This is a genomic window from Rathayibacter sp. VKM Ac-2857, assembly GCF_013205025.1.
In the GTDB taxonomy this organism is placed as follows: domain Bacteria; phylum Actinomycetota; class Actinomycetes; order Actinomycetales; family Microbacteriaceae; genus Rathayibacter.
Genome location: NZ_JABMLE010000004.1, coordinates 596,677 through 616,585, shown reverse-complemented (window position 1 = coordinate 616,585; position 19,909 = coordinate 596,677). Strand labels below are relative to the sequence as shown.

Genomic DNA, 19,909 nt, shown 5'->3' with positions numbered 1-19,909 from the left:
CCTCAGCCGCTGTGCTCGGCGCCCGGCCGAGCCCTCGTCACGCGCCGAGGCCGCCGGGAATTCTGCGCTCGAGGCGCGACGCCCGGCGTGCGGCCAGGGCGAGCGCGACCAGCACGCCGGCGATGACGGGCAGCGGCAGGACGACCCGGAGGACAGGGGCGTCGCTGAGGACCGTCGCGCCGAGGGCATCGATCGCCACGAGCACCGCCGACACCCCGAACAGCACGACGACCGACGCCGCCGCCGACACTCGGCCGCGCCACGGAACGACGGCGAGGACTCCGAGCGCGGCCACGGGTCCCGCCGTCGACAGCCCGGGGCCGAGCCAGCCGGCCGAGACCGCCACGAGCGCGATGCTCAGCTCGGTCGCGGAGCCGAGCAGTGCGGCGATCCGCGCGGCACCGGTCCGAGCGGCGAGGGCGAGGCCGAGGGCGATCGTGAAGAGCCCGCCGGCGAGGAAGGAGGGGTTGGTGAACGGCCCGATCGCGCCGGGGTAGCTGACGCCGGGCGACCAGTTGACCACGCTGTAGAAGACGAAGAACGCCGTGAGGAGGGCCAGCGGGATGATCGTCGACGGGGACCGCCCGGCACTCGTTCGAGTGCGACGGCGCAGTCCGCCGACGGCGAGGGCCAGGCGCTGTCCGAGGCCGGGCCCACGGCGGCCCCGATCGTCGGCCTCGTCCAGCAGGATCCCGAGCAGCACCTCGCCGTGCTCCCGCCTCCAGGCGGCCGGGTACCAGCGCAGGGCGCGGCGGAAGCGATCGGCGCGCTGCTCGTCCTGGTTCGTCGTCATGCCGTTCTCCTTCGGTGAGTGATCGGGTCAGAGCGCGGTGGCCGGTGCGAGCCCGAGGTTGATCCGCGCTCTGGCCGCGCTCGCCTCCATCCGGGCGACCTCCGCGCCCAGGGCGGACCGGCCGGTGTCCGTCAGCCGGAAATAGCGCCGCACGCGTCCGTTGATCCGCTCGTCGCCGTCGGGCGAGATGAGCTGCTCCGACCCCAGTCGCTCGAGCGCCGCGTACAGGGTGGTGACCCGCAGGCGGACGCGGCCCTCCGACTGCTCCTCGATCTCCTGCAGCAACGCGTAGCCGTGACGGCGGCCGAGCGCGAGCGCGGTCAGGATCCAGAACGTCGTCTCCCGCATCTCGTCGGCCATGCCAGGCACCATACTCCAACGACGGGACTATGGGTGGGGAGTTCCCTCTGGTCGAGCAGCGCGCGGCGGTATCGAGCGGCGAAGCCGCTTCGCGTCTCGGTGATGAGGGAAAGGACGCGGCGGCGCCGCAACATGCTGGTCGAGTAGCCCCGCAGGGGCGTATCGAGACCCGCCGTCATCAGCAGGGCGAGTCTGCAGACTCGACTTCTGACGCTGGTGGATCTCGATACGCCCGCTGCGCGGGCTACTCGATCAGCAAGGCTTTCCCCCTACGTGCAGGTGATCCTTCTCAGGAGACCCGGTGTCAGAACGGTGGCGGGGTGGTGTCGAAGCGCGGGCCCGGTGGTGGGAGGGTGTGCGCGAGGCCGGGCGGGTGGGTGGTGATCGTCCGGCCGGTGGGGTGGTCCAGACGGTGACGCCGTCGCGGAGGGCGTAGCGCCAGCGGTCGCCGTGGCGCAGGTGGTGGTGGCTGGCGCAGAGCGAGGCGAGGTTCTCGAGGGACGTCTCTCCGCCGTTGCGCCACTCGACCGTGTGGTCGGCCTCGGCGGTCACGGCCGGCCGGGTGCAGCCGGGGTGGCGGCAGGTCTGGTCGCGCAACTGCAGGTGCAGGCGCATCCGGGCCGGTGGAAGGCGATGAGTGCGACCGACCGAGACGACAGCGCCGGTGTCCGGCTCGGTGATGATCCGGGTGATGGACGCGAATGCGAGGCTCCGGGCGGCATCGGCGGGGATCGGGCCGTAGTCGTCGAGGTCCGCGGGAGCGTCGTCGAGGCCGAGCGCCGTGCGCGCCGTCATGGTCACGCGCACCTCGGCGCGGACGCCGGGCACGAAGGTCGGGTCGGCGCGGTCGACGTCGTTCGGGAACGTGCCGACCACGTCGCCGTCGCAGAGGAGATCGGTCACCACATCCGCGCGCAGCTGCGCGAGGGTCCGCTCGTCGCCGCCGTCGCGCAAGGACCGCGCCATCCGATCGGCGCGGTCGTAGGCGCCCATAACCGCGGTCGCCGCCCCCAAGACGCACAGCGTCGCCATCCCGTCGACGTCCGGCGTCACCCAGACCGCACGGTCCTCGCGCGCGCGGGCGTGCCGCTCGGCTATCGGCTGCTCGTGCAGCTGCTCCCGCAACCGGCCGAGCGCGCGGCCCAGCTGGGTCGGCGTCAGCCCCTCGGCCAGCTCCGCGGCACGCTCATCGAAGGCGGCCCGCGAGGCCAGTGGCAGGGACGCGGCGACCCGGCAGATCACCAATCCCGCCTCCCACCGGATCCTCGCCCCGGACAGCGCCGCCCGCGTCCGCGGCAGCTCCTCGACCAGCAGCTGCGCGCTCTCCAGCTCCCGCGACGCCACCCTCTCCGACACCCTCATCGCGACCGCGAACTCGGCCCGGATGGACCGCTCGACCAGGTCCCGCGTCTCACTCCGCGACCCGCCCCGCGCGAACGCCTCCGGACACGACAGCGCCTTCCGGCGGCCGAGATACAGCTCCTCCGCGGGGGCCAGCAGCGCCGGCGCCGCCGAGCGCGCCAGCGCGTCTGCGCGGTCGCCGCGCTCGCGCACTTCTGCGCGCACCGCCTCGGGGTCGGCCGTCTCGAAATCGTTCATACGGGTATTGAAGCAGGGCCCACCGACACCCACACGGCCAGGAGGAGGATCCGTGGAGAGCACGCCGGAACTCGTCCTGGGGAGGAGACGCAGCGGGAACAGAGGGCCCCGCACGACCTGATTCCTGCCACTCGCACTTCGAGGAGTGCACGGACCTGATCGCTGAGGACGGCGACGGCCCCGTGCTGATCCGCTTCCTCCTGCTGGTCGAGCAGCCGCTCTGGGGCGCATCGAGACCGAGGTCCGTCAGCAGGCCGAGTCTGCAGCGCCTCCGCCGGACGCCGGTGGATCTCGATACGCCCTCTGCGAGGGCTACTCGATCAGCATGAGCGGCGAGCGGGCGGGCGATCGGCAGGGGGGGCGCTGGTCGTGGAGCCACGCAGGGGCGAATCGAGACCCGCCTTCGTCAGTAGTGCGGGTCTGCAGCCTTGTCTTCGGACGCCGGTGGATCTCGATACGCCCTCTGCGAGGGCTACTCGATCAGCATGAGCGCGCCGGCCGGGCGTTCGGCAGGGGGGGGGCATGCTGGTCGAGAGCCACGCAGGGGCGTATCGAGACCCGCCTTCGTCAGCAGGGCGGTCTGCAGACTCGGCGACGACTTCCGGGTCAGCTCCGGCGATCGTCGACCGACGCTCCCGGACCGGCGAGGAACGCGCCGCGCTCCTCGATCAGCCGACGGAGGTACCGCGCGAGGACGAGCCGCTCGACGATCCGGCCGAGGAGGCCGAGTGGTGCGCGGAAGGAGATCCGGTCGATCATCACCGAGCCGCTGCCGTCGGGCTCGAAGCGGTGCTCGTGATGGAAGGAGCGGAACGGGCCCCGGATCTGCTCGTCCGTGAACGAGTGCGGCGCGTCGAAGGCGGTGATCCTGCTGGTCAGCCGGAGGGGGACGCCGAAGTGGCGGGCGCGCCAGGTCACCTGCTCGCCGAAGCCGATGGTGCCGCTGACCACCCCGCCGACGGCGCGCTCCTCCGACGCCGCCTGCGACTCGGTGTGCAGGTCGATGCTCCGCGCACGGTCGAACAGCTCGGCGACGGGCAGGCTCGAGCGGGTGACGACCTCGAACGACACGGCCACGGGACCGACGGCGGCGCAGGTCAGCCGGTCCGCATCGTGTTCACGGGGAGCTGACTGAAGGCGACGGAGTCCGGGGTCTGCGTCATCGCGACCGGACCGCCGGGCTCACCGAAAGGATCCTCGGGGAGCACGAGCGGCTCGCGGCGGAACATCCTCGAGAGAAGTGCCTTCATCCGCCTCATGGAGTCCCCTCACTCGACTGTCGGTCGTCGATTCACGATATCCGACAGCCCCCTTCCGTGGGCGGCGATCCTCTCGATCCGGCAGACAGCGATGCCCCAGGGACATGCGCGAGAGGTGATCCCGCGCCCTCTCCCGCAATCGCCCGGCAGCCCTCCCTCGCGTCAGCTCGACGGACGAGCGGTGATCGCGATCGGCAGCTCCGCCTCGAACGCGTCGCCGCTGTGCGAGCGCACGGCGAGGACGGCGTCGCCGAGGGGCAGGTCCGCGGGCAGATCGAACGAGCCGCTGACCGTGGATCGCTCGCCCTCGGGCGTCGGCCGGGCGAGCACGATCTCCTCACCGGTGGCGGAGGGAGTCACGCTGACGGTCACGTCGGACGCGGCGCGGCTCGTCCCTCCGGTGTCCTCGCACGTCTCCCAGACGAAGTCGGCGCTGAGCCCGACGACGCCACCGGGATGGAGGGACGACTCCTGGAGCTCGATCATCGGTGCGGCGCAGGACGCGGCCGAGTCCGGCCCACCACCCGAGCATCCACTGAGGCCGACGACGACAGCGACCGCGAGCACGGCCCGCGCGAGGTCTCCCGGTCGTGTCCGCCTCATGCCGGTCAGTAGAGCACAGCGTCCCCGGTGGAGACCACCGCGCTGTCCTGGAGCAGGGGTCGGCCTCGGGCCGCGGCGGAGTGTTCCGTCCGGGAGACCGCGCTGCCAGGATGCAGCAGATGGACGAGTCGGAGCGGGGCGAGCTCGCGGAGCTGCGGAGGCGGGCGTACGGGCGCGGGACGGGACCGGCCCTGGCGGCTCCGGAGCGGGCGCGTCTGCGGCTGCTGGAGGGGCGGGCGGTGCCGGGGACGGCGCGCCCGGAACCTCGCGACCCGCACCACGAGCCGACAGAGACGCCCGAGACGTCGTCCGCCGAACCTCCGTCGCCCGAGACGCCGCCACCCCCGGTCGCCGGCCGGTTCCGCAGGCGGGTCACCGTCCTCTGGGCGCTGTCCCTCGTCGCGACGGCGGTCGTCGCGTCCGCGCTGACGGCGGGGGTCACCGGCCCCGCCGATCCCGTCGTGGCCGTCCTGCCGCTGTCCGCGTCCGACCGGTGGACCGGGAGCGGCTTCGCGGACGTCGTCGCGACCGAGGACTTCCACGGGCTGACCTTCCTCCGCAGCTCCGGCGGCGGCCCGCCGACGAGCCCCGATCAGTGTCTCGTCGGCGTCCCGACCGAGTCCGACGACGGGGGCCTCGTCGTCAACGGCTGCAGCGCCGGGTCCTTCCCCGCCGTCGCCCAGACGACCGTGCGGAACGGCATGCCGGAGCAGCTCGTCGCCGAGTTCGGCGAGGGCACCGGGCTCCGGTTCACCCTCGACGGCGACACCGTGCGGGTCCAGACGGACTGAGGCGCGTCCTGAGGATCCGGTCTCAGCCGGTCCGCTCCCAGCGGCACCCGTCCGCCCGGCGCCACTGCTGCCGCGGGGCGTCCGACTCGCGGGCACTGTCGGTCAGCCACAGGGTGCTGTCGGGAGCCCAGCCGGCGATCACCGAGGCGTACTCGTCGTCGACGGGGATCAGCCGCGTCGCGCTCGAGAGGTAGCCGAGCGTCGTGAGGTGCACGGCGTCCCACTCGGCGGCGACGCGCTGCCAGTCCGGGAGGAGCCAGCGGCCCTCCCATCCGGTCACCCGGTACCAGTCGTGCCGGCGGGAGGCGGTGACCTCGGCGGGGTGGGCGCGGCAGAGGTCGGCCCAGTCCTCGGCCGAGCCGATCTCGAGGGTCTGGCCCTCGCCGGTGACCGGGCGGGTGACCGGGATTACGGTCGCGGCGTCGAGACCGCCGGAGTCCTCGACCAGGTCGAGCAGGTCCTCGATCCGGGACTGCGTGCGCAGCAGCCGGAGAGGGAGGGACCACCAGGAGCCCGAGAAGCTCGCGCGCGGGTCGGCGGGTCTGTCGCGGGCGGACTGCTCCTCGTCGGCGCGGCGGGCGGCGGTCCACTCGTCGAGGAGTGCGGCGGCACCGGTGGCGAGCGGGCGGGCGGTGTCGGCGCGCCAGTCGACGGCCCACTGAGTCGGGGTGGCCGGGCTCGTCCACGTCGCCGCGGCCGGGGAGAGCAGGACGCGCTCCGCCACCGGGACCAGTGCCGACCGGATGTCGGGCAGCGCGGCGAGGACGTCCTCGCCGTCGGGCTCCTGCCAGGAGTACGCGGCGTCGACGCTCCTGCGGAACGCGGCGCGAACGGCGTCGTCGGGTGCGGAGGCGTCCGGCAGTGCCGCGATCATCGCGGCGACGTCCTCGGGAGCGGCGGGAGGCCGATCCCGGGCGTCTTCTCCGCCCGCGGAGGAGGAGAACAGGACCGTTGCGCCGCGGCCGCCGGTCGCCTGCGCGAGGAGGAGCACCGCCGTCCGCAGCCCGGGATCTGCCGCCGTCGCGTACTCGAGGCAGAGGCGGCGGCCCCGGGGTCCGCTGAGGAGGGCGTCGGCTGCAGCTGTCATGCACCCACTATGCCCGCGGGTGTCGCACAGGAGTCCCCGAACGGTCGAGGCGTCTCGGAGAAGGTGGACGTCTCGACGGTTCGAGGACTCCTCGCGGGCCGCCGGCGTCGGGGCGTCAGGCGTCAGGGCTTCAGGCGTCGGGGTTCATCCAGAAGGGGGAGTAGTGGTAGCCGTCGGGGTCGTCGAACTGGCGCTGGTACATGAACGGGTACTCGTCGGTGTCGCCGATGCGGCCGCCCGCGGCTCCGGCGCGCTCGGTCAGCTCGTCGACGGCCTCGCGGCTGCCGAGGTCGAAGGAGACCGTCGTCTTGGAGGGGGTGTCCGGGCCGCCGATCAGCTCCTCGGTGCCGCCGACGCTGGCGTACATCTCGCGGCTGCTGAGCATCACGTACTGCTCGGGCGCGATCTCGAAGCAGGCGACGTTCTCATTGGACATCGCCTCGTTCCGCGTCCAGCCGAGGGCCGTGTAGAAGGCGGTGGCGCGGTCGACGCTCGCGACCGGGCAGGAGAGGTAGAGGCTCATGCGGGCAACACTGCCGACCTGCGCGCGGCGGGGCAAGTGCCCACGGTGCCCGTCTCTGACTGATCGCCCCCTCTTGCTGGTCGAGTAGCCCCGCAGGGGCGTATCGAGACCCGCCCACCGCAGAGTCGCCGGGTCTGCAGGCTCACCTGCTGGCGTCGGCGGATATCGCTCCGTTCCCCCGCACGGGCTCCCCGCTCGACGGCGCAAGCGAGCACAGGGCCGCGGGCACGGACCCTGTCACCGACCGGAGCGCCGGTCAGTCGTCGGTCTCGCGGACCCGGACGCCGCCGTCGAGCACGCGGTCGAGCCAGTCCCGCAGCAGCTCCCGCTCGGCGGGTCGCAGGTCGGCGAGGCGGGGCGCGAGCGCACGGACGGCCACGACGGCGGCGAGTGGTGCGTCCTCCGCGGGTTCCGGGTGGCCGGTGAGGATCCGGGCGAGCACCGCCTCGAACGCGGCGTCGGCGAGACCGGCGTCCCGCTCGGCAGCGGGGGAGGAGAGCAGGGTCGTCACGACGCCGGTCCCCGCGGCCTGGATCAGCCCGACGGCGCGCTCCTCGGGCACACGGAGCCGACCGGCGGCGGCGACGCGGCGGACGCGGGAGGCGAGGACCTTCTTGCCCGACCGCGCCGCCGGCGAGACCGCCGTGCGGGCCGGGTCGCTGAGCAGCCGGAACAGCGAGGGGTTCGCGACTCCGAACTCGATCTGCGCTGCCCAGCCCGCCCGGAGATCATCGACCGGGTCGACGTCGCCCGCCGCCGCCTCCTCGACGACGGCCGCCTTCTCGGCGACCCAGCTGGTCAGCACGTGCTCGGCGACCGCCTCGAGCAGGCCGTCCTTGTCGCCGAAGAGGCGGTAGATCGCGGGCGCCTGCAGTCCGGCGGCCTCGGCGACGCCGCGGGTGGTCACCCCCGCCGGGCCGTCCTCGCGGAGCAGGCGGGCGGCTGCGTCGACGATGCGGCCGCGGGTGTCGGCAGGAGAGGGGGCGGCGGTCATGGATCGACGGTACCGCACTCTTGCTATCGCTGGTAATCCAGCGTTATCGTTCGAGCAGTATCGCCGATACCCCGGTGCTGCCCCTCCTCGAAAGGTCCCCCATGATCATCGTCACCGGCGCCACCGGAGCCCTCAACGGCGCCACCGTCGACCACCTGCTCGACGCCCTGCCCGCCTCCGAGATCGTCGTCGTCGCCCGGGACCCGGCGAAGGCCGCGCGCTTCGCGGAGAAGGGCGTGGTCGTCCGTCGCGGCGACTACGCGGAGCCGGCCTCCCTGCCGGGCGCGTTCGCCGGCGCCGACCAGCTGCTGCTCGTCTCCTCGAACGACCCGGGAGCCGACGCGGTGGCCCTGCACCGCGCCGCCGTCGACGCGGCCGTCGCGGCCGGGCTCGGCCGGATCCTCTACACGAGCCACCAGGGCGCCTCGCCCGACACCCCGTTCGGCCCCGGCCGCGACCACGCCGCGACCGAGGAGATGCTGGCGGAGTCGGGGCTGCCCTGGACCTCGCTGCGCAACGGCTTCTACGCGCACAGCCTGCCGTTCTTCCTCGGCGACTGGCGCTCGACGGGAGTGATCGAGGTCCCGTCCGACGGCCCGGTCTCGTGGACCGCACGCGAGGACGCCGCCGAGGCCGCCGCGCGCCTCCTGCTGGCGGACGGCGCGCACGACGGACCGGTCACCCTCACGGCCGCCGAGGCGCCGACCTTCGCGGAGGTCGCCGCGCTCGCCGCGGACGTGGCCGGGCGGCCGGTCGAGTTCCGGGTCCTCGGCGACGACGAGTGGCTGGCGCGGCGGGTGGCCGGCGGGCAGCCGGAACAGCAGGCGCGCTTCCTGCTCGGCATGCACCAGGCGGCGGCAGGCGGGTTCTTCGCGGGGACGGATCCGACGCTGGCGAGCCTGCTCGGGCGCGAGCCCCGCACCGTCCGGGAGCTGCTGGCCGCGGGCGACGGGCACTGACGGGCCGGCGCCGGGCGGGGAGCAGAGCTCAGCCCGTGGGGTGGGTGGGTCTCTCTACGCCCCTGCGGGGCTGCTCGACCAGCATGAACCTCCGCGGACTGCACGCCATGCTGATCGAGTAGCCCGCGGAGCGGGCGTATCGAGATCCACCACCGCCGGAAGCCAGGTTCGCCTTCCGGTCGCTGCTCGATCGGCGAGGCGCTGGCCGCCGTCAGCGGGGCAGCCGGTGCTCGCGCGGGGTGACGCCGTGGTGGCGGCGGTAGGCGGCGGCGAACGCGGCGGGGGTGCCGTAGCCGCAGGCGGCGGCGATCGCGGCCACAGGGGAGTCGGAACGGCGCAGCAGGTCGCGGGCGTGCTCCATCCGCAGGGCGGTCAGGTGCCGCATCGGCGTCGAGCCGGTCGAGGCGGAGAAGCGGCGGATGAAGTGGAACGGGCTGAGGTGCACGAGCGCGGCGAGCTCGTCGAGGGTCACGGGGTCCGCCAGCCGAGCGGAGAGGTGCTCGGTCACGAGGGCGAGCTGGGCGCGGGAGAGCCCCGGCCCGCGGTCGCCCGGCTCCGGCAGCGAGAGCAGGTGGGCGACGAGCGACATGCTCACCGCCTCGGCGAGCAGCGACGGCGCTCCGGCCCGGGCGGCGCGAGCGAGCTCGAGCATCGAGGAGCGGACGAAGTCGTCGCCCACCGCGAGGAAGTCGAGGCGCTCGGGCGACGCGCCGGGCATCGCCGCCAGCACGCCCGCCAGCAGCGGCGCGGACACCGTGACGTGCAGCGAGCGGAACACCTCGGCGCTCGGACTGCGCCAGGACGCGCGGATCTCGCGCCCGGGCGCTGTCGCGGCCGCCCGCCCCGGCGCCGCGTGACCGCGCGCCCAGCGTCCCTGCGGGCGGGCGCTCTCGATCAGGTAGGAGCCCGCGGTCACCAGGATCAGCTGCAGCGTGTCGGTCGCCGGCGCCGACACCTCGTGGTCGTGCGGATCGACGACCTCGCGCACCGCGACCCCGGCCCAGCCCGGGACGGGGCCGGTCAGAGCCTCCACCCCGCCGGTCACTGCCCCGAGCCGAACGCCAGCACCGAGACGTCCTCCCACTCCCGCCAGGTGCGCAGCCGCTCGGCGTACAGCTCCTCGATCGCGGGCAGGACCCGCCCGAGGATCAGGCGCGCGGGCGGCTCCTCCGCGTCGACGAGCTGGAGGATCGCCGCACTCGTCGCCGCAGGATCGCCCACCGAGAAGTCCGGCCCGTCCGCGTGCACGGCCGCGTACTCCGGCAGCTCGGCACTCCGGCGCGAGCCGCGCGACAGCCAGTCGGTGGCGTAGGGCCCGGGCTCGACGCAGGTGATCCGGACACCGAAGCCCGCCACCTCCTGGCGCAGCGACTCGCTCAGCCCCTCCAGCGCCCACTTCGACGCGTGGTACGCGCCGATGCCGGGGAAGGCGCGGACGCCGCCCTCGCTGGTGACCTGCAACAGCCGGCCCCGGGAGCGGCGGAGCGCCGGGAGCGCGGCCTGGGTCACCCAGAGCGCGCCGAAGAAGTTGGTCTCCATCTGCTCGCGGATCTCGCGCTCGGTCAGCTCCTCGACCATGCCGAAGTGCCCGTAGCCGGCGTTGTTCACGACGATGTCGATCCCGCCGAAGTGCCGCTCCGCGCGGTCGACGGCGGCGAGCACGCCGTCGCGGTCGGTCACGTCCAGCGCGAGGGCGAGCAGGCGGTCGGGGAAGCGCTCGGCGAGGTCGGCGAGGCTGCCGGTGTCGCGCGCCGTGGCCGCGACGCGATCGCCGCGCTCGAGCGCCGCCTCCGCCCAGAGCCGGCCGAAGCCGCTCGACGTGCCGGTCAGGAACCAGGTTCTCGAAGTCGTCATGCACCGACTCTCCTCGCGGCGGGCGTCTTCCGGAAGCGAATGCTCGTCACGCCGGCCATTCCGGCGAAGAATGCCGACTGCATACTGGATCGATGACCCTCGACGTGCCCCCGCAGCTGCTCCGCGCCCTCGTCGCCGTGCTGCGCACCGGCTCCTTCACCGGTGCGTCCGAGCAGACCGGCTTCACGCAGTCGGCGGTCTCGAAGCAGATCGCCGCACTGGAGGAGGCGGTCGGCGCGCCGCTCTTCCAGCGCGGGCCGCGGGGGGTCGTCCCCACGCCCGCCGCCCTCGGCGTCGCCCGGCACGCCACGGCCATCCTCGATCACCTCGACGCCGCCGCCCGCGAGGTCGCCGACCTCGGCCGCCCGGTGCTCGGCCGGGTGCGCCTCGGCGCCTTCGCGACCGCCGCGATGCACCTCGCGCCCGAGACGATCGCCCGGGTGACCCGCGCGCACCCCTCGATCGACGTCGTCCTCCTCGAGTCCTCGACTCCGGTGCAGCTGCGGCGGCTGCGCGCCGGGCGACTCGATCTGGCCGTCGTCGCCGTGGGCTCCGAGCCGGACGAGGACGACCTCGCCGGCATCGAGTCGGAGGCGCTGCCGGCCGGGTCCCTGCACGTCGCCGTGAGCGAGCGGCACCCGTGGGCGCACGCCGGGCGTCTCACCGTCGAGGACCTCGCCGGTGCCGACTGGGTGGTCGGCCGGGGCACCCGCGGAGAGCCGCAGTTCGGCGCGTGGCCGACCCTCGCGCAGCCGCGGGTGGTCGCCGAGATCGACGGCTGGAGCAGCCGGCTCGGCTACGTCGCCGCGGGCCTCGGTATCACCACGGTCCCCGCTCTCGCGATCGCCGGCCTGCCGCGCGGCGTGGTCGCCGTCCCCGTCGACGGCCCGCGCTGGGCCGCTCGCACCCTCCGCGTCGCCTGGACCGGCGAGCTCGCCCCCGCGGCCCGCCTCGTCCGCTCGACCCTGCACGCCGTCGCCGCAGACATCGCGGGCGCCCCTCGCGAGATGCCACTTGTGAGCGCGACACGCCGGTAGAAGCGTGCACAAGTGGCATCTCGCGGAAGGGGAGAGGGGTCAGTCGCGGATGAGGGTCCAGGCGTACTGCTCGAGGTGCACGGAGGTGACGGGGCGGCCGGTGACGAGGTCGGTGCCGGAGACGGCCACGTCGACCGGGTCCTCGCCGTGGTTGATCACCGTGAGGACGTCGCCGCGGCGGGCCGCCTCGACCCAGGGGCTCCCGGTGCGGAGCACGGGGGAGATGCCGGACTCCAGCGCGAGCCAGGCGGTCAGCGCGAGCATGCCCGCGTCGTCCGGGATCGTCGCGAGGTAGTGCGCCGTGCCCGCGCCGGTCCGCCGCGCGGTCAGCGCCGGCGTCCCCGCCGCGAAGCCGGCGGCGTAGCGCGCGAGCACCTCGACGGGACGCTCGTCGCCCGGGTCGACGAGCACGCCGAGCTCCTCCGCGAGCAGCTCGCCCCGCAGCGCCCCGAACGGCGCATCGACGACCTCCGCGCCGGCCACCGCCAGCCCGGCGAACTCGAGCACCGTGACCCCGAGCACCTCGCGCAGGCCGACCTGCAAGCCGCCCTCGCGGAAGGAGTCGTCCTCGTCGACCACGTCACTGAACGCGGTCGCCAGCAGCCGCCCGCCCCGCTCGACGAACGCCGTGAGGTTCTCCGCCGCGGCATCGGTGAGCAGGTAGGAGTGCGCGAGCACGACGAGGTCGTACGCGGCCAGATCGGCGGTCGGCAGCACGAGGTCGACCGCGAGGTTCTGCCGGTGCAGCGCGGAGTACCAGCGCTGGACGAGCTCCAGGAAGTCGAGCACGACCGGGTGGTCCGGGTTGCCGATCGCCCACCAGTTCTCCCAGTCGAGCACGAGCGCGATGCGGGCCCCGGAGCCGGTCGCTGCGGAGCCGGTCGGGCCGCCGGTCGAGGACGAGGCCGACAGCTCCGGCAGCTCGCCGAGCATCCGGCCGAGCTCGACGACCTCGCGCCAGGTCCGGGTCCCGACGCCCGCCTGCGGCAGCATCGCCGAGTGGAACTTCTCGCTGCCCCGCCGCGACTGCCGCCACTGGAAGAACAGCACGCCGTCGGCCCCGCGCCCGACCGCCTGCATCGACAGCGCGGCCATCTGCCCGGGCGCCTTGACGGCGTTCGACGGCCGCCAGCTGACGGCGCCGGTCGCCTGCTCCATCAGCAGCCACGGCACGCCCGGCTTGAGCGAGCGCATCAGGTCGCGGGTGAACGCGGCGGTGCGGAACGACTCCGGATCGGCCGGATCGAAATAGTTGTCGTCGCTGACGACGTCGACCTCGGCCGCCCACTTCCAGTAGTCGAGCGGCGGGAACGCGCCCATGAAGTTGGTCGTGATCGGCTGCGTCGCTCCCGAGGCGCGGAGGATGTCGCGCTCCATCGTGTAGAGCTCGAGCAGGGCGTCCGAGGTGAAGCGGCGGAAGTCGAGGAGCCCGGCCGGGTTGTGGCTGTAGGGCGCCTTGCGCGGCGGGACGATCTCGGCGAACGAGGCGTAGCGCTGCGACCAGAAGAAGGTGCCCCAGCGCCGATTCAGCTCGTCCACGGAGCCGTACTTCCGCTCCAGCCAGACCCGGAACGCGGCGGCCGCGTCGTCGGAGTAGTCGTAGTGCAGGTGGCAGGCGTACTCGTTGTTGACGTGCCAGAGCACCACCGCGGGGTGGTCGTGGTACCGCTCGGCGATCGCGGTGACCAGCCGGGCCGCGAGCCGGCGGTAGTCGGGCGAGGTGGGGCGGTAGGCCTGGCGGCTGCCCGGCCAGTAGGTCGCACCGTTCTCGTCCTGCGGCAGGATGTCCGGGTATGCGGCAGTGGCCCACGGCGGCGGCGAGGCGGTGGCGGTCGCGAGATCGACCGCGACGCCGTGCTCGTGCAGCAGGTCGAGGACCCGGTCGAGCCAGCCGAAGTCGAAGGTGTCCTCGTCGGGCTGGATCCGCGCCCAGGCGAAGATCCCGAGGCTGACGGTCGTGACGCCGGCCTCGCGCATCCTCCGCGCGTCCTCCGGCCACACGCTCTCGTCCCACTGCTCCGGGTTGTAGTCGCCTCCGTAGTGGATCATCCGTGCCGTGCGCCTTCCGTGGTCGTCGTCGTCGAGTCGTGGGGGTGATCATCGCGGAGACGATCGTCGGGAGGGTCGCGCTCAGCGCGCCGCGGGCGCCGTCCGCGACAGCCGCACGGCCAGCGCGGCGAACACCGTGCAGCCGAGCGCCGGCACGACCAAGGGTGCCAGCTGCCAGGTGACCACGGCGGCGAGCACCAGCGCCACCAGCAGCGCGCCGGAGCCGCGGAGATCCCGGACCGCCAGCATCGCGGCCTCGCGCAGCAGCGGCACCCAGCGCGACTCGGGCACCCAGAGCGCGGACGCGGTCAGCACGACCACGAGCGCGGCCGCGAGGAGCGCCCCGCAGACCACCGCGACCGCCGTCGCCCCGGGCAGCGCGCCGGTCGAGGCGACCAGCAGGTCGAGGCCGAGCACCGCGGTCAGTGCCAGCAGCGCGAGGCCGACCGGCAGCGAGCGCAGGACCCCGGCGCGCGCCTCCGCCAGCGCCGTGCGCAGCGACGACGGCTCGTCGAGGACGAACCGGCGCAGGTGCCGCGCCCCGACCGCGAGGGCGAGCGGCAGCGTCACGAGCGGCAGCGCGAGGAGCGTGACGAGGAGCCCCGTGAAGAGGACCTCGGCGAACAGCGCGAACCTGTTCGCCGCTCCCGGCCAGCGCAGCGCCGTGCCGTCGGCGGCGGCGGCGCGCGCCTCGCGCTGGGCCCGTGACGCCCGGCTCATCCCTTGAGGCCCTGGGTGGCGACGCCGTCGACCAGGAAGCGCTGGAAGACGATGAAGAAGATCAGCACCGGCAGCAGCGCGAGCACCGAGACCGCGATCGTCGCGCCGTAGTCCGACGCTGAGGTCTGGTCGTTGTAGACGCGCAGCGCGAGCGGCAGCGGCTGCTGGTCGGGCGTGTTCAGGTAGAGCAGCGGACCGAGGAAGTCGTTCCAGCTCCAGATGAAGGCGAAGATCGACGAGGTGATCAGCGCGGGGCGGATCAGCGGGATCGTGATCGAGCCGAAGATCCGCAGGTGGCCGGCGCCGTCGATCCGCGCGGCCTCGTCGAGCTCGCGGGGCAGGTTGCGGATGAACTGCACCATCAGGAAGACGAAGAACGCCTCGGTCGCGAGGAACTTGCCGATCAGCAGCGGCCAGTAGGTGTCCATCATCCCGAGGGTGCGGAAGATCGTGTACTGCGGGATGAGCAGGACGTGCATCGGCAGCAGCAGCGTGCCGATCATCAGCGCGAAGTAGAGCGGGCGGCCGCGGAAGTCGAGCCGGGCGAAGGCGTAGGCCGCCATCGAGGAGGAGATCACCACTCCGATGACCGAGCCGACCGCGAGGATCGTCGAGTTGAGGAAGAACCGCCAGAGCGGGACTCCGCCGACGCCGGCGAGCACCTTGACGAAGTTGTCGAGCGTCGGGTTCTGCGGCAGCAGCGAGGTCTGGCCGCCGAACTCGCTGTTCGGCTTGAAGGCGGCGGCGCCCATCCAGACCAGCGGGTAGAGCACGATCGCGGTGAGCACGATCATCGCCGCGATCCAGACCAGCGTCGCGGTCTTGGGGCGCTTCCGGCGCGGGCGGGGGCGGGGTGCCGGCTCGGTCAGCACCTGCGTGTCGGCCGAGGGGAGCGTGGTGTCGAAGGTCGTCATCGTGTGTCTCCCGAGTAGTGCACCCAGCTCTTCTGGGTCTTGAAGAGGACGAAGGCGAGGACGCCGACGAAGAGGAGCAGGACCCAGGCCATCGCCGAGGCGTAGCCCATCTGGTTGTTCGTGAAGGCGCGGGTGTAGAGGTACACCGTGTAGAAGTTCGTGGCGCCGGCTGGTCCGCCGGTGCCGTTGCCGATGATGTACGCCGAGGCGAAGACCTGGAAGGCGTTGATCATCTCGAGCAGCAGGTTGAAGAAGATGACCGGCGAGAGCATCGGCAGCGTGACGCTGCGGAACTTCCGCCACGGGCCCGCTCCGTCGACCATCGCGGCCTCGTAGAGCTCGGCCGGGACCTGCTTGAGGCCGGCCAGGAAGATCACCATCGGGGCGCCGAACTGCCAGACGGCCAGGATGATCATCATCGGCAGGATGAGCGCGGGCACGCCGACCCAGCCGCCGATCTGGATGCCGAAGATCTGCAGTCCCGAGTCGACCGGTCCGTCGGTCGAGAACATCGCGCGCCAGACGATCGCGATGCTGACGCTCGCGCCGATCAGCGACGGCGCGTAGAAGGCGGAGCGGAAGAAGCCGGTGCCCTTCGCGCTGTAGTTGAGCAGCATCGCCACGACGAGGGCGGCGGCGAGCTTCACCGGTGTGCCGATGAAGACGTAAGCGAGGGTGAGCTGCACCGACTGGAGGAACTTCGGGTCGCCGAACAGGCGCTCGAAGTTCCCGGTGCCGATCCACTCCGGCGCCCGGAAGAGGTTGTAGTCGGTGAAGGAGAAGTAGAGGGACATCAGCATCGGGCCGAGCGTGAGCCCGACGAAGCCGATCAGCCACGGCGAGAGGAACACGTAGCCGGCTAGGGTGTCCCGCTTGGGGCGTCGCCGCGCCTGAGGGCCGACCGGACGAGGAGTGCTCGTCCGGTCGGCGATCGGCGTGACGCGACCGTCGGCGGCGGTGCCGCTCGGAGTCGACGTCGTCGTCATGTGATGCCTTTCCTGGCCTGGATGAAGGGGATCAGTGCGGATCAGTGGGGAGCGGTGCGGGGCGGCCGGGTCAGTTCTGGAGCGTGACGTCGGTCTCGTCGAAGAACTGCTGGACCGCCTCGTCGACGGTGACCGCGCCGAGCCCCAGGCTGGTGCCCAGGTCGAGGAAGTTCGCCTCGATCGCGCCGTAGCCGGCGACCGGAGCGGCCGGGGCCTCGCCGAGACGGTCCTCGACGGAGTCGAGGTAGTCGGCGACCTGCTTGTCCGGGCCCTCGAGGTTCGCACCGGCGAGCTGCTCGGACGAGGCGGGGATGCCCAGCGTGGCGCCGAAGATCTCGCCGACCTCGGGGCTGTTGATCAGGAAGTCGAGGAAGGTCGCTGCGGCCTCGGGGTGCTCGGTCGCGGAGGAGATCGCCTGCATCAGGCCGACCTTCTGGTAGAGGTCCTTGCTGCCCTCGTCCGCGGTCGGGGGAGCGGTCATCAGGATCTCGGAGGCGCCGCTGTCGCCGATGTAGCCACCGAGGAAGTTGCTCCAGCTCATCTCGCTGGTCGCGATGCCGGCGCCGAAGCCGGACTTGGGCAGCAGCTCCTGGAGGCGCGCGGCCGGCACGCCGGTGCTCGTGCGCATCTCGTCGCCCTGCTCCCAGAACGCGGCGAGGTCGTCCTCGGTGAAGCCGAGCTCGCCGTCCTCGGTGAACAGCTCCTTGCCCTCGGCGCGCAGCTGCAGCTCGAAGTTCTGGATGCGGCCGGTGTAGTCGGTGCCGCCGTAGACGGCGCCGCCGGTCTTCGCGGTGACGTCCGCGACGTAGGCCGCGTAGTCCTCCCAGCTGCCGCCGCCCGCGTAGGGCTCGACGCCGTTCGCGGCGAGGAGGTCCTGGTTCTGGAAGACCGCCCAGGCGCTGTAGCCGGTGGGGATCGCGTAGGTGGCGCCGTCGAGCTCGCCGGTCGCGAGCAGCTCCGGGGAGATGGTGGTCTCGTCGACCGCGCCGCCGAAGTACTCGGACAGGTCGCCGAGCAGGCCGTTGTCGCCGTACTGGCGGAGGTAGGTGTAGTCGAACTGCATCACGTCGGGGAGTCCGCCGCCGGCCGCCTCGGTCTGGCGCTTCTCCCAGTAGCCGGGGTAGTCGGTGAAGGTCGAGTTGATGGTGATGTTCGGGTGCTCGTCCTCGAACAGGGCGATCGCCTTGTCGTAGCGGGCGGCGCGGTCGTCGTTGCCCCAGAACGTGTAGTCGAGGGTGATCTCCTCGTCGGGGTCCAGGGTGGCGGAGGCCCCGGAGCCTCCACCGGAGCAGCCGGTCAGAGCGAGGGCGGCCACGGCCACGGCGGCCACCGCCGAGTAGCGCTTGCTGTGTGAGCGGAACATCGTCGTCCTTTCGAGAACATCATCGTTTCGAGCCCCGAACTGAAATGAAACGTTTCGGGAAAGCGTTTGCCCCAAAATACGTCGGCGACTTGCGCACGTCAAGCCGACGTGCCCGACGCGCCCGCCACCGGGTCTCGATACGCCGCCTGCGGCGGCTACTCGACCGGCTTGGGGGCGGCCGCCTGCGGCGCCTACTCGACCAGCAGCCCTCCTGCCGCCTGCCGCGCTGGCGAACATCATGCTGATCGAGTAGCCCGCGCAGCGGGCGTATCGAGATCCGGCCCTGCCGGACGAGAGGGTTCGGCAGCCGACGTGCTGGCGACGTGGGGTCTCGATACGCCGCCTGCGGCGGCTACTCGACCAGCATGTGGGGGCCGCCCGCGGCGGCTACTCGACCGGCATGGGGTTAGCACATGCTGATCGAGTAGCCCGCGCAGCGGGCGTATCGAGATCCGGCCCTGCTGAACGCGAGGGTTCGGCAGCCGACGTACTGGCGACGCGTGGTCTCGATACGCCGCCTGCGGCGCCTACTCGACCAGCATGTGGGGGCCGCCCGCGGCGGCTACTCGACCGGCATGGGGTTAGCACATGCTGATCGAGTAGCCCGCGCAGCGGGCGTATCGAGATCCGGCCCTGCCGGACGCGAGGGGTCGGCAGCCGACGTGCTGGCGACGCGGGGTCTCGATACGCCGCCTGCGGCGGCTACTCGACCAGCATGCTGACGCCGCCTGCGGCGGCTACTCGACCAGCATGGGGTGGCCGCCCTACGCGGTGCGCCGCGATCCACGCTGCATGCTGCGGCGGCCCCATCCGTGCTGATCGAGTAGCCCGCGCAGCGGGCGTATCGAGATCCGGCCCTGCTGGACGCGAGGGTTCGGCAGCCGACGTGCTGGCGACGCGGGGTCTCGATACGCCGCCTGCGGCGGCTACTCGACCAGCATGCTGACGCCGCCTGCGGCGGCTACTCGATCAGCATGGGGTGGCCGCCTGCGGCGGCTGCTCGTCAGCATGGGGTGGCCACCCGCGGCGGCTAGTCGACCGGCAGGCTGTCGGCGGAGCAGACCAGCGCGCCGTCGACGACGGTGAGCACGGCCGCGCGGACGTGCGAGCGGCGCAGCGCCGCGCTCGGCGGCATCGACGCGAGGTCGCTGCCGTCCCAGCCGGGGTGGGTGAAATACACGATCAGGGCGCGGTCCTCGTCCAGCGGCACGACGTCGGCGTGCCGGGCGACGATCGGCGCACCCTCCAGCCGCTCCGGCGCGGTGAGGATCAGGCCCTCCCGCTCGGTCTGCCGCCGCCAGTCGCCGACGCCGTCGGGGGAGTGGTGCACGGCCAGCCCGCGCCATTCGTCCGTGATCAGCCAGTACCGGCCGGCCAGCGGGAAGACCTTCGGCCCCTCGTGCGGGCGCCCGCCGACGGCGACGCCCTCGACCCGCCAGGACGCCGGGTCGCCGGGATCGTCGCTGACGGCGACGACGGTGCTGCTGTCGAGCCGCTCGTCCTTCGCCCAGAGCCGGTGCCGCCCGTCGCCGGTGCGCGCCACCGCGGCGTCGATCACGCGGTCGGAGCCGAGGTCGATCTCGCCGAGGAGCCGCCAGGTCTCGAGATCGTCGCTCTCGAACTGCACGATGCCCGCCCGTCCGGTCCAGTCGTCGGGGGTGCCGTCGATCCGGGTCACGAACATCTGCCAGCGATCCCCGATCCGCACGACGTCGGGCGCCCAGAGCGTCGGCAGCTCGGCCGACAGCCCGGCGGTGAGGCCGGGGACGGTGCCGCGATACGCCCACGTCGCCCCGCCGTCGCTCGACACCGCGACGCCGATGGCGCTGCCGTGCACCCACTCGACCCCGGGCAGATCCAGTGTCGCGCGCCGCTGCGTGTAGAAGAGGCGCCACTCGCCGCGGAGGGTGTCGGCGACCAGCACCGGGTCGGTCGGACCGTCGAAGACGGGATCGCAGTAGGGCACGGCGAAGGCGTCCTCGCGCAGCGGCATCGGCTCGGTCATCGGGGTCCTCACG

At 73.0% G+C, this 19,909-nt stretch carries 20 protein-coding genes; 3 read left to right on the top strand and 17 right to left on the bottom strand.

Going from position 1 to position 19,909, the window contains the following annotated elements:
* Window positions 1-37: 37 nt before the first annotated feature.
* From HQQ86_RS19745 to HQQ86_RS19720, 6 genes are all read right to left on the bottom strand, one after another.
* Window positions 38-793 carry a hypothetical protein gene (locus HQQ86_RS19745; RefSeq protein WP_173290263.1) on the bottom strand — a complete coding sequence of 252 codons (756 nt, stop codon included), beginning with the start codon at window positions 791-793 and terminating at the stop codon, window positions 38-40.
* A 27-nt stretch (window positions 794-820) separates the two neighbouring features.
* Window positions 821-1,153: a PadR family transcriptional regulator gene (locus HQQ86_RS19740; protein ID WP_173290261.1), complete on the bottom strand. Its 333-nt coding sequence runs from the start codon at window positions 1,151-1,153 to the stop codon at window positions 821-823.
* Between the two features lie 252 nt (window positions 1,154-1,405).
* Window positions 1,406-2,752 (bottom strand): HNH endonuclease signature motif containing protein, encoded by a 1,347-nt coding sequence (locus HQQ86_RS19735; protein ID WP_173290259.1) that lies wholly within the window; start codon window positions 2,750-2,752, stop codon window positions 1,406-1,408.
* Between the two features lie 606 nt (window positions 2,753-3,358).
* Window positions 3,359-3,829 (bottom strand): SRPBCC family protein, encoded by a 471-nt coding sequence (locus tag HQQ86_RS19730; protein WP_173290257.1) that lies wholly within the window; start codon window positions 3,827-3,829, stop codon window positions 3,359-3,361.
* Between the two features lie 20 nt (window positions 3,830-3,849).
* Window positions 3,850-4,002, bottom strand: coding sequence for a hypothetical protein (locus tag HQQ86_RS19725; protein ID WP_173290255.1), 153 nt, complete (start codon window positions 4,000-4,002; stop codon window positions 3,850-3,852).
* A 171-nt stretch (window positions 4,003-4,173) separates the two neighbouring features.
* Window positions 4,174-4,614 carry a hypothetical protein gene (locus HQQ86_RS19720; protein ID WP_173290253.1) on the bottom strand — a complete coding sequence of 147 codons (441 nt, stop codon included), beginning with the start codon at window positions 4,612-4,614 and terminating at the stop codon, window positions 4,174-4,176.
* A 119-nt stretch (window positions 4,615-4,733) separates the two neighbouring features.
* On the opposite strand from HQQ86_RS19720, the gene HQQ86_RS19715 reads away from it, so the two are divergent.
* Complete coding sequence (locus tag HQQ86_RS19715) at window positions 4,734-5,405, top strand: hypothetical protein (protein WP_173290251.1); 672 nt, start codon at window positions 4,734-4,736, stop codon at window positions 5,403-5,405.
* Between the two features lie 22 nt (window positions 5,406-5,427).
* Here the strand turns inward: HQQ86_RS19715 and HQQ86_RS19710 are convergent, their stop codons facing one another.
* The 3 genes from HQQ86_RS19710 to HQQ86_RS19700 all read right to left on the bottom strand — a co-directional run bounded on the left by HQQ86_RS19710 (window position 5,428) and on the right by HQQ86_RS19700 (window position 8,009).
* Window positions 5,428-6,492, bottom strand: coding sequence for a hypothetical protein (locus tag HQQ86_RS19710; RefSeq protein WP_173290249.1), 1,065 nt, complete (start codon window positions 6,490-6,492; stop codon window positions 5,428-5,430).
* A 130-nt stretch (window positions 6,493-6,622) separates the two neighbouring features.
* Window positions 6,623-7,015: a VOC family protein gene (locus tag HQQ86_RS19705; protein WP_173290247.1), complete on the bottom strand. Its 393-nt coding sequence runs from the start codon at window positions 7,013-7,015 to the stop codon at window positions 6,623-6,625.
* 256 nt (window positions 7,016-7,271) lie between these two features.
* Entirely contained in the window at window positions 7,272-8,009 is a 738-nt protein-coding gene (locus HQQ86_RS19700) for a TetR/AcrR family transcriptional regulator (RefSeq protein WP_173290245.1), read from the bottom strand.
* A 101-nt stretch (window positions 8,010-8,110) separates the two neighbouring features.
* On the opposite strand from HQQ86_RS19700, the gene HQQ86_RS19695 reads away from it, so the two are divergent.
* Entirely contained in the window at window positions 8,111-8,968 is an 858-nt protein-coding gene (locus HQQ86_RS19695) for an NAD(P)H-binding protein (RefSeq protein WP_173290243.1), read from the top strand.
* Window positions 8,969-9,179: 211 nt separating this feature from the next.
* Here the strand turns inward: HQQ86_RS19695 and HQQ86_RS22225 are convergent, their stop codons facing one another.
* A complete protein-coding gene (locus tag HQQ86_RS22225; RefSeq protein ID WP_173290241.1) occupies window positions 9,180-10,013 on the bottom strand; it encodes an AraC family transcriptional regulator in 834 nt (277 codons plus the stop codon).
* Complete coding sequence (locus tag HQQ86_RS19685; RefSeq protein WP_173290239.1) at window positions 10,010-10,822, bottom strand: SDR family NAD(P)-dependent oxidoreductase; 813 nt, start codon at window positions 10,820-10,822, stop codon at window positions 10,010-10,012. Before HQQ86_RS19685 ends, HQQ86_RS22225 begins: the two co-directional genes overlap by 4 nt.
* Window positions 10,823-10,914: 92 nt before the next feature.
* On the opposite strand from HQQ86_RS19685, the gene HQQ86_RS19680 reads away from it, so the two are divergent.
* The gene (locus HQQ86_RS19680) at window positions 10,915-11,859 is read left to right on the top strand and encodes a LysR family transcriptional regulator (RefSeq protein WP_173290237.1); all 945 of its coding nucleotides are present in this window, start codon (window positions 10,915-10,917) and stop codon (window positions 11,857-11,859) included.
* A gap of 39 nt (window positions 11,860-11,898) precedes the next feature.
* Here HQQ86_RS19680 and HQQ86_RS19675 read toward each other — a convergent pair whose 3' ends face one another.
* From HQQ86_RS19675 to HQQ86_RS19650, 6 genes are all read right to left on the bottom strand, one after another.
* The gene (locus HQQ86_RS19675; protein WP_173290235.1) at window positions 11,899-13,908 is read right to left on the bottom strand and encodes a beta-galactosidase; all 2,010 of its coding nucleotides are present in this window, start codon (window positions 13,906-13,908) and stop codon (window positions 11,899-11,901) included.
* A gap of 81 nt (window positions 13,909-13,989) precedes the next feature.
* Window positions 13,990-14,628 (bottom strand): hypothetical protein, encoded by a 639-nt coding sequence (locus HQQ86_RS19670; RefSeq protein ID WP_173290233.1) that lies wholly within the window; start codon window positions 14,626-14,628, stop codon window positions 13,990-13,992.
* Window positions 14,625-15,542, bottom strand: coding sequence for a carbohydrate ABC transporter permease (locus HQQ86_RS19665; RefSeq protein ID WP_173290231.1), 918 nt, complete (start codon window positions 15,540-15,542; stop codon window positions 14,625-14,627). The genes HQQ86_RS19670 and HQQ86_RS19665 overlap by 4 nt, the downstream gene beginning before the upstream one ends.
* Window positions 15,539-16,528 (bottom strand): carbohydrate ABC transporter permease, encoded by a 990-nt coding sequence (locus HQQ86_RS19660; RefSeq protein ID WP_173290229.1) that lies wholly within the window; start codon window positions 16,526-16,528, stop codon window positions 15,539-15,541. Before HQQ86_RS19660 ends, HQQ86_RS19665 begins: the two co-directional genes overlap by 4 nt.
* Before the next feature lie 70 nt (window positions 16,529-16,598).
* Window positions 16,599-17,891, bottom strand: coding sequence for an ABC transporter substrate-binding protein (locus tag HQQ86_RS19655; RefSeq protein WP_173290227.1), 1,293 nt, complete (start codon window positions 17,889-17,891; stop codon window positions 16,599-16,601).
* Between the two features lie 1,030 nt (window positions 17,892-18,921).
* Window positions 18,922-19,896, bottom strand: a complete 975-nt coding sequence (locus tag HQQ86_RS19650) for a family 43 glycosylhydrolase (protein WP_173290225.1) — start codon at window positions 19,894-19,896, stop codon at window positions 18,922-18,924.
* Between the last annotated feature and the right edge of the window lie 13 nt (window positions 19,897-19,909).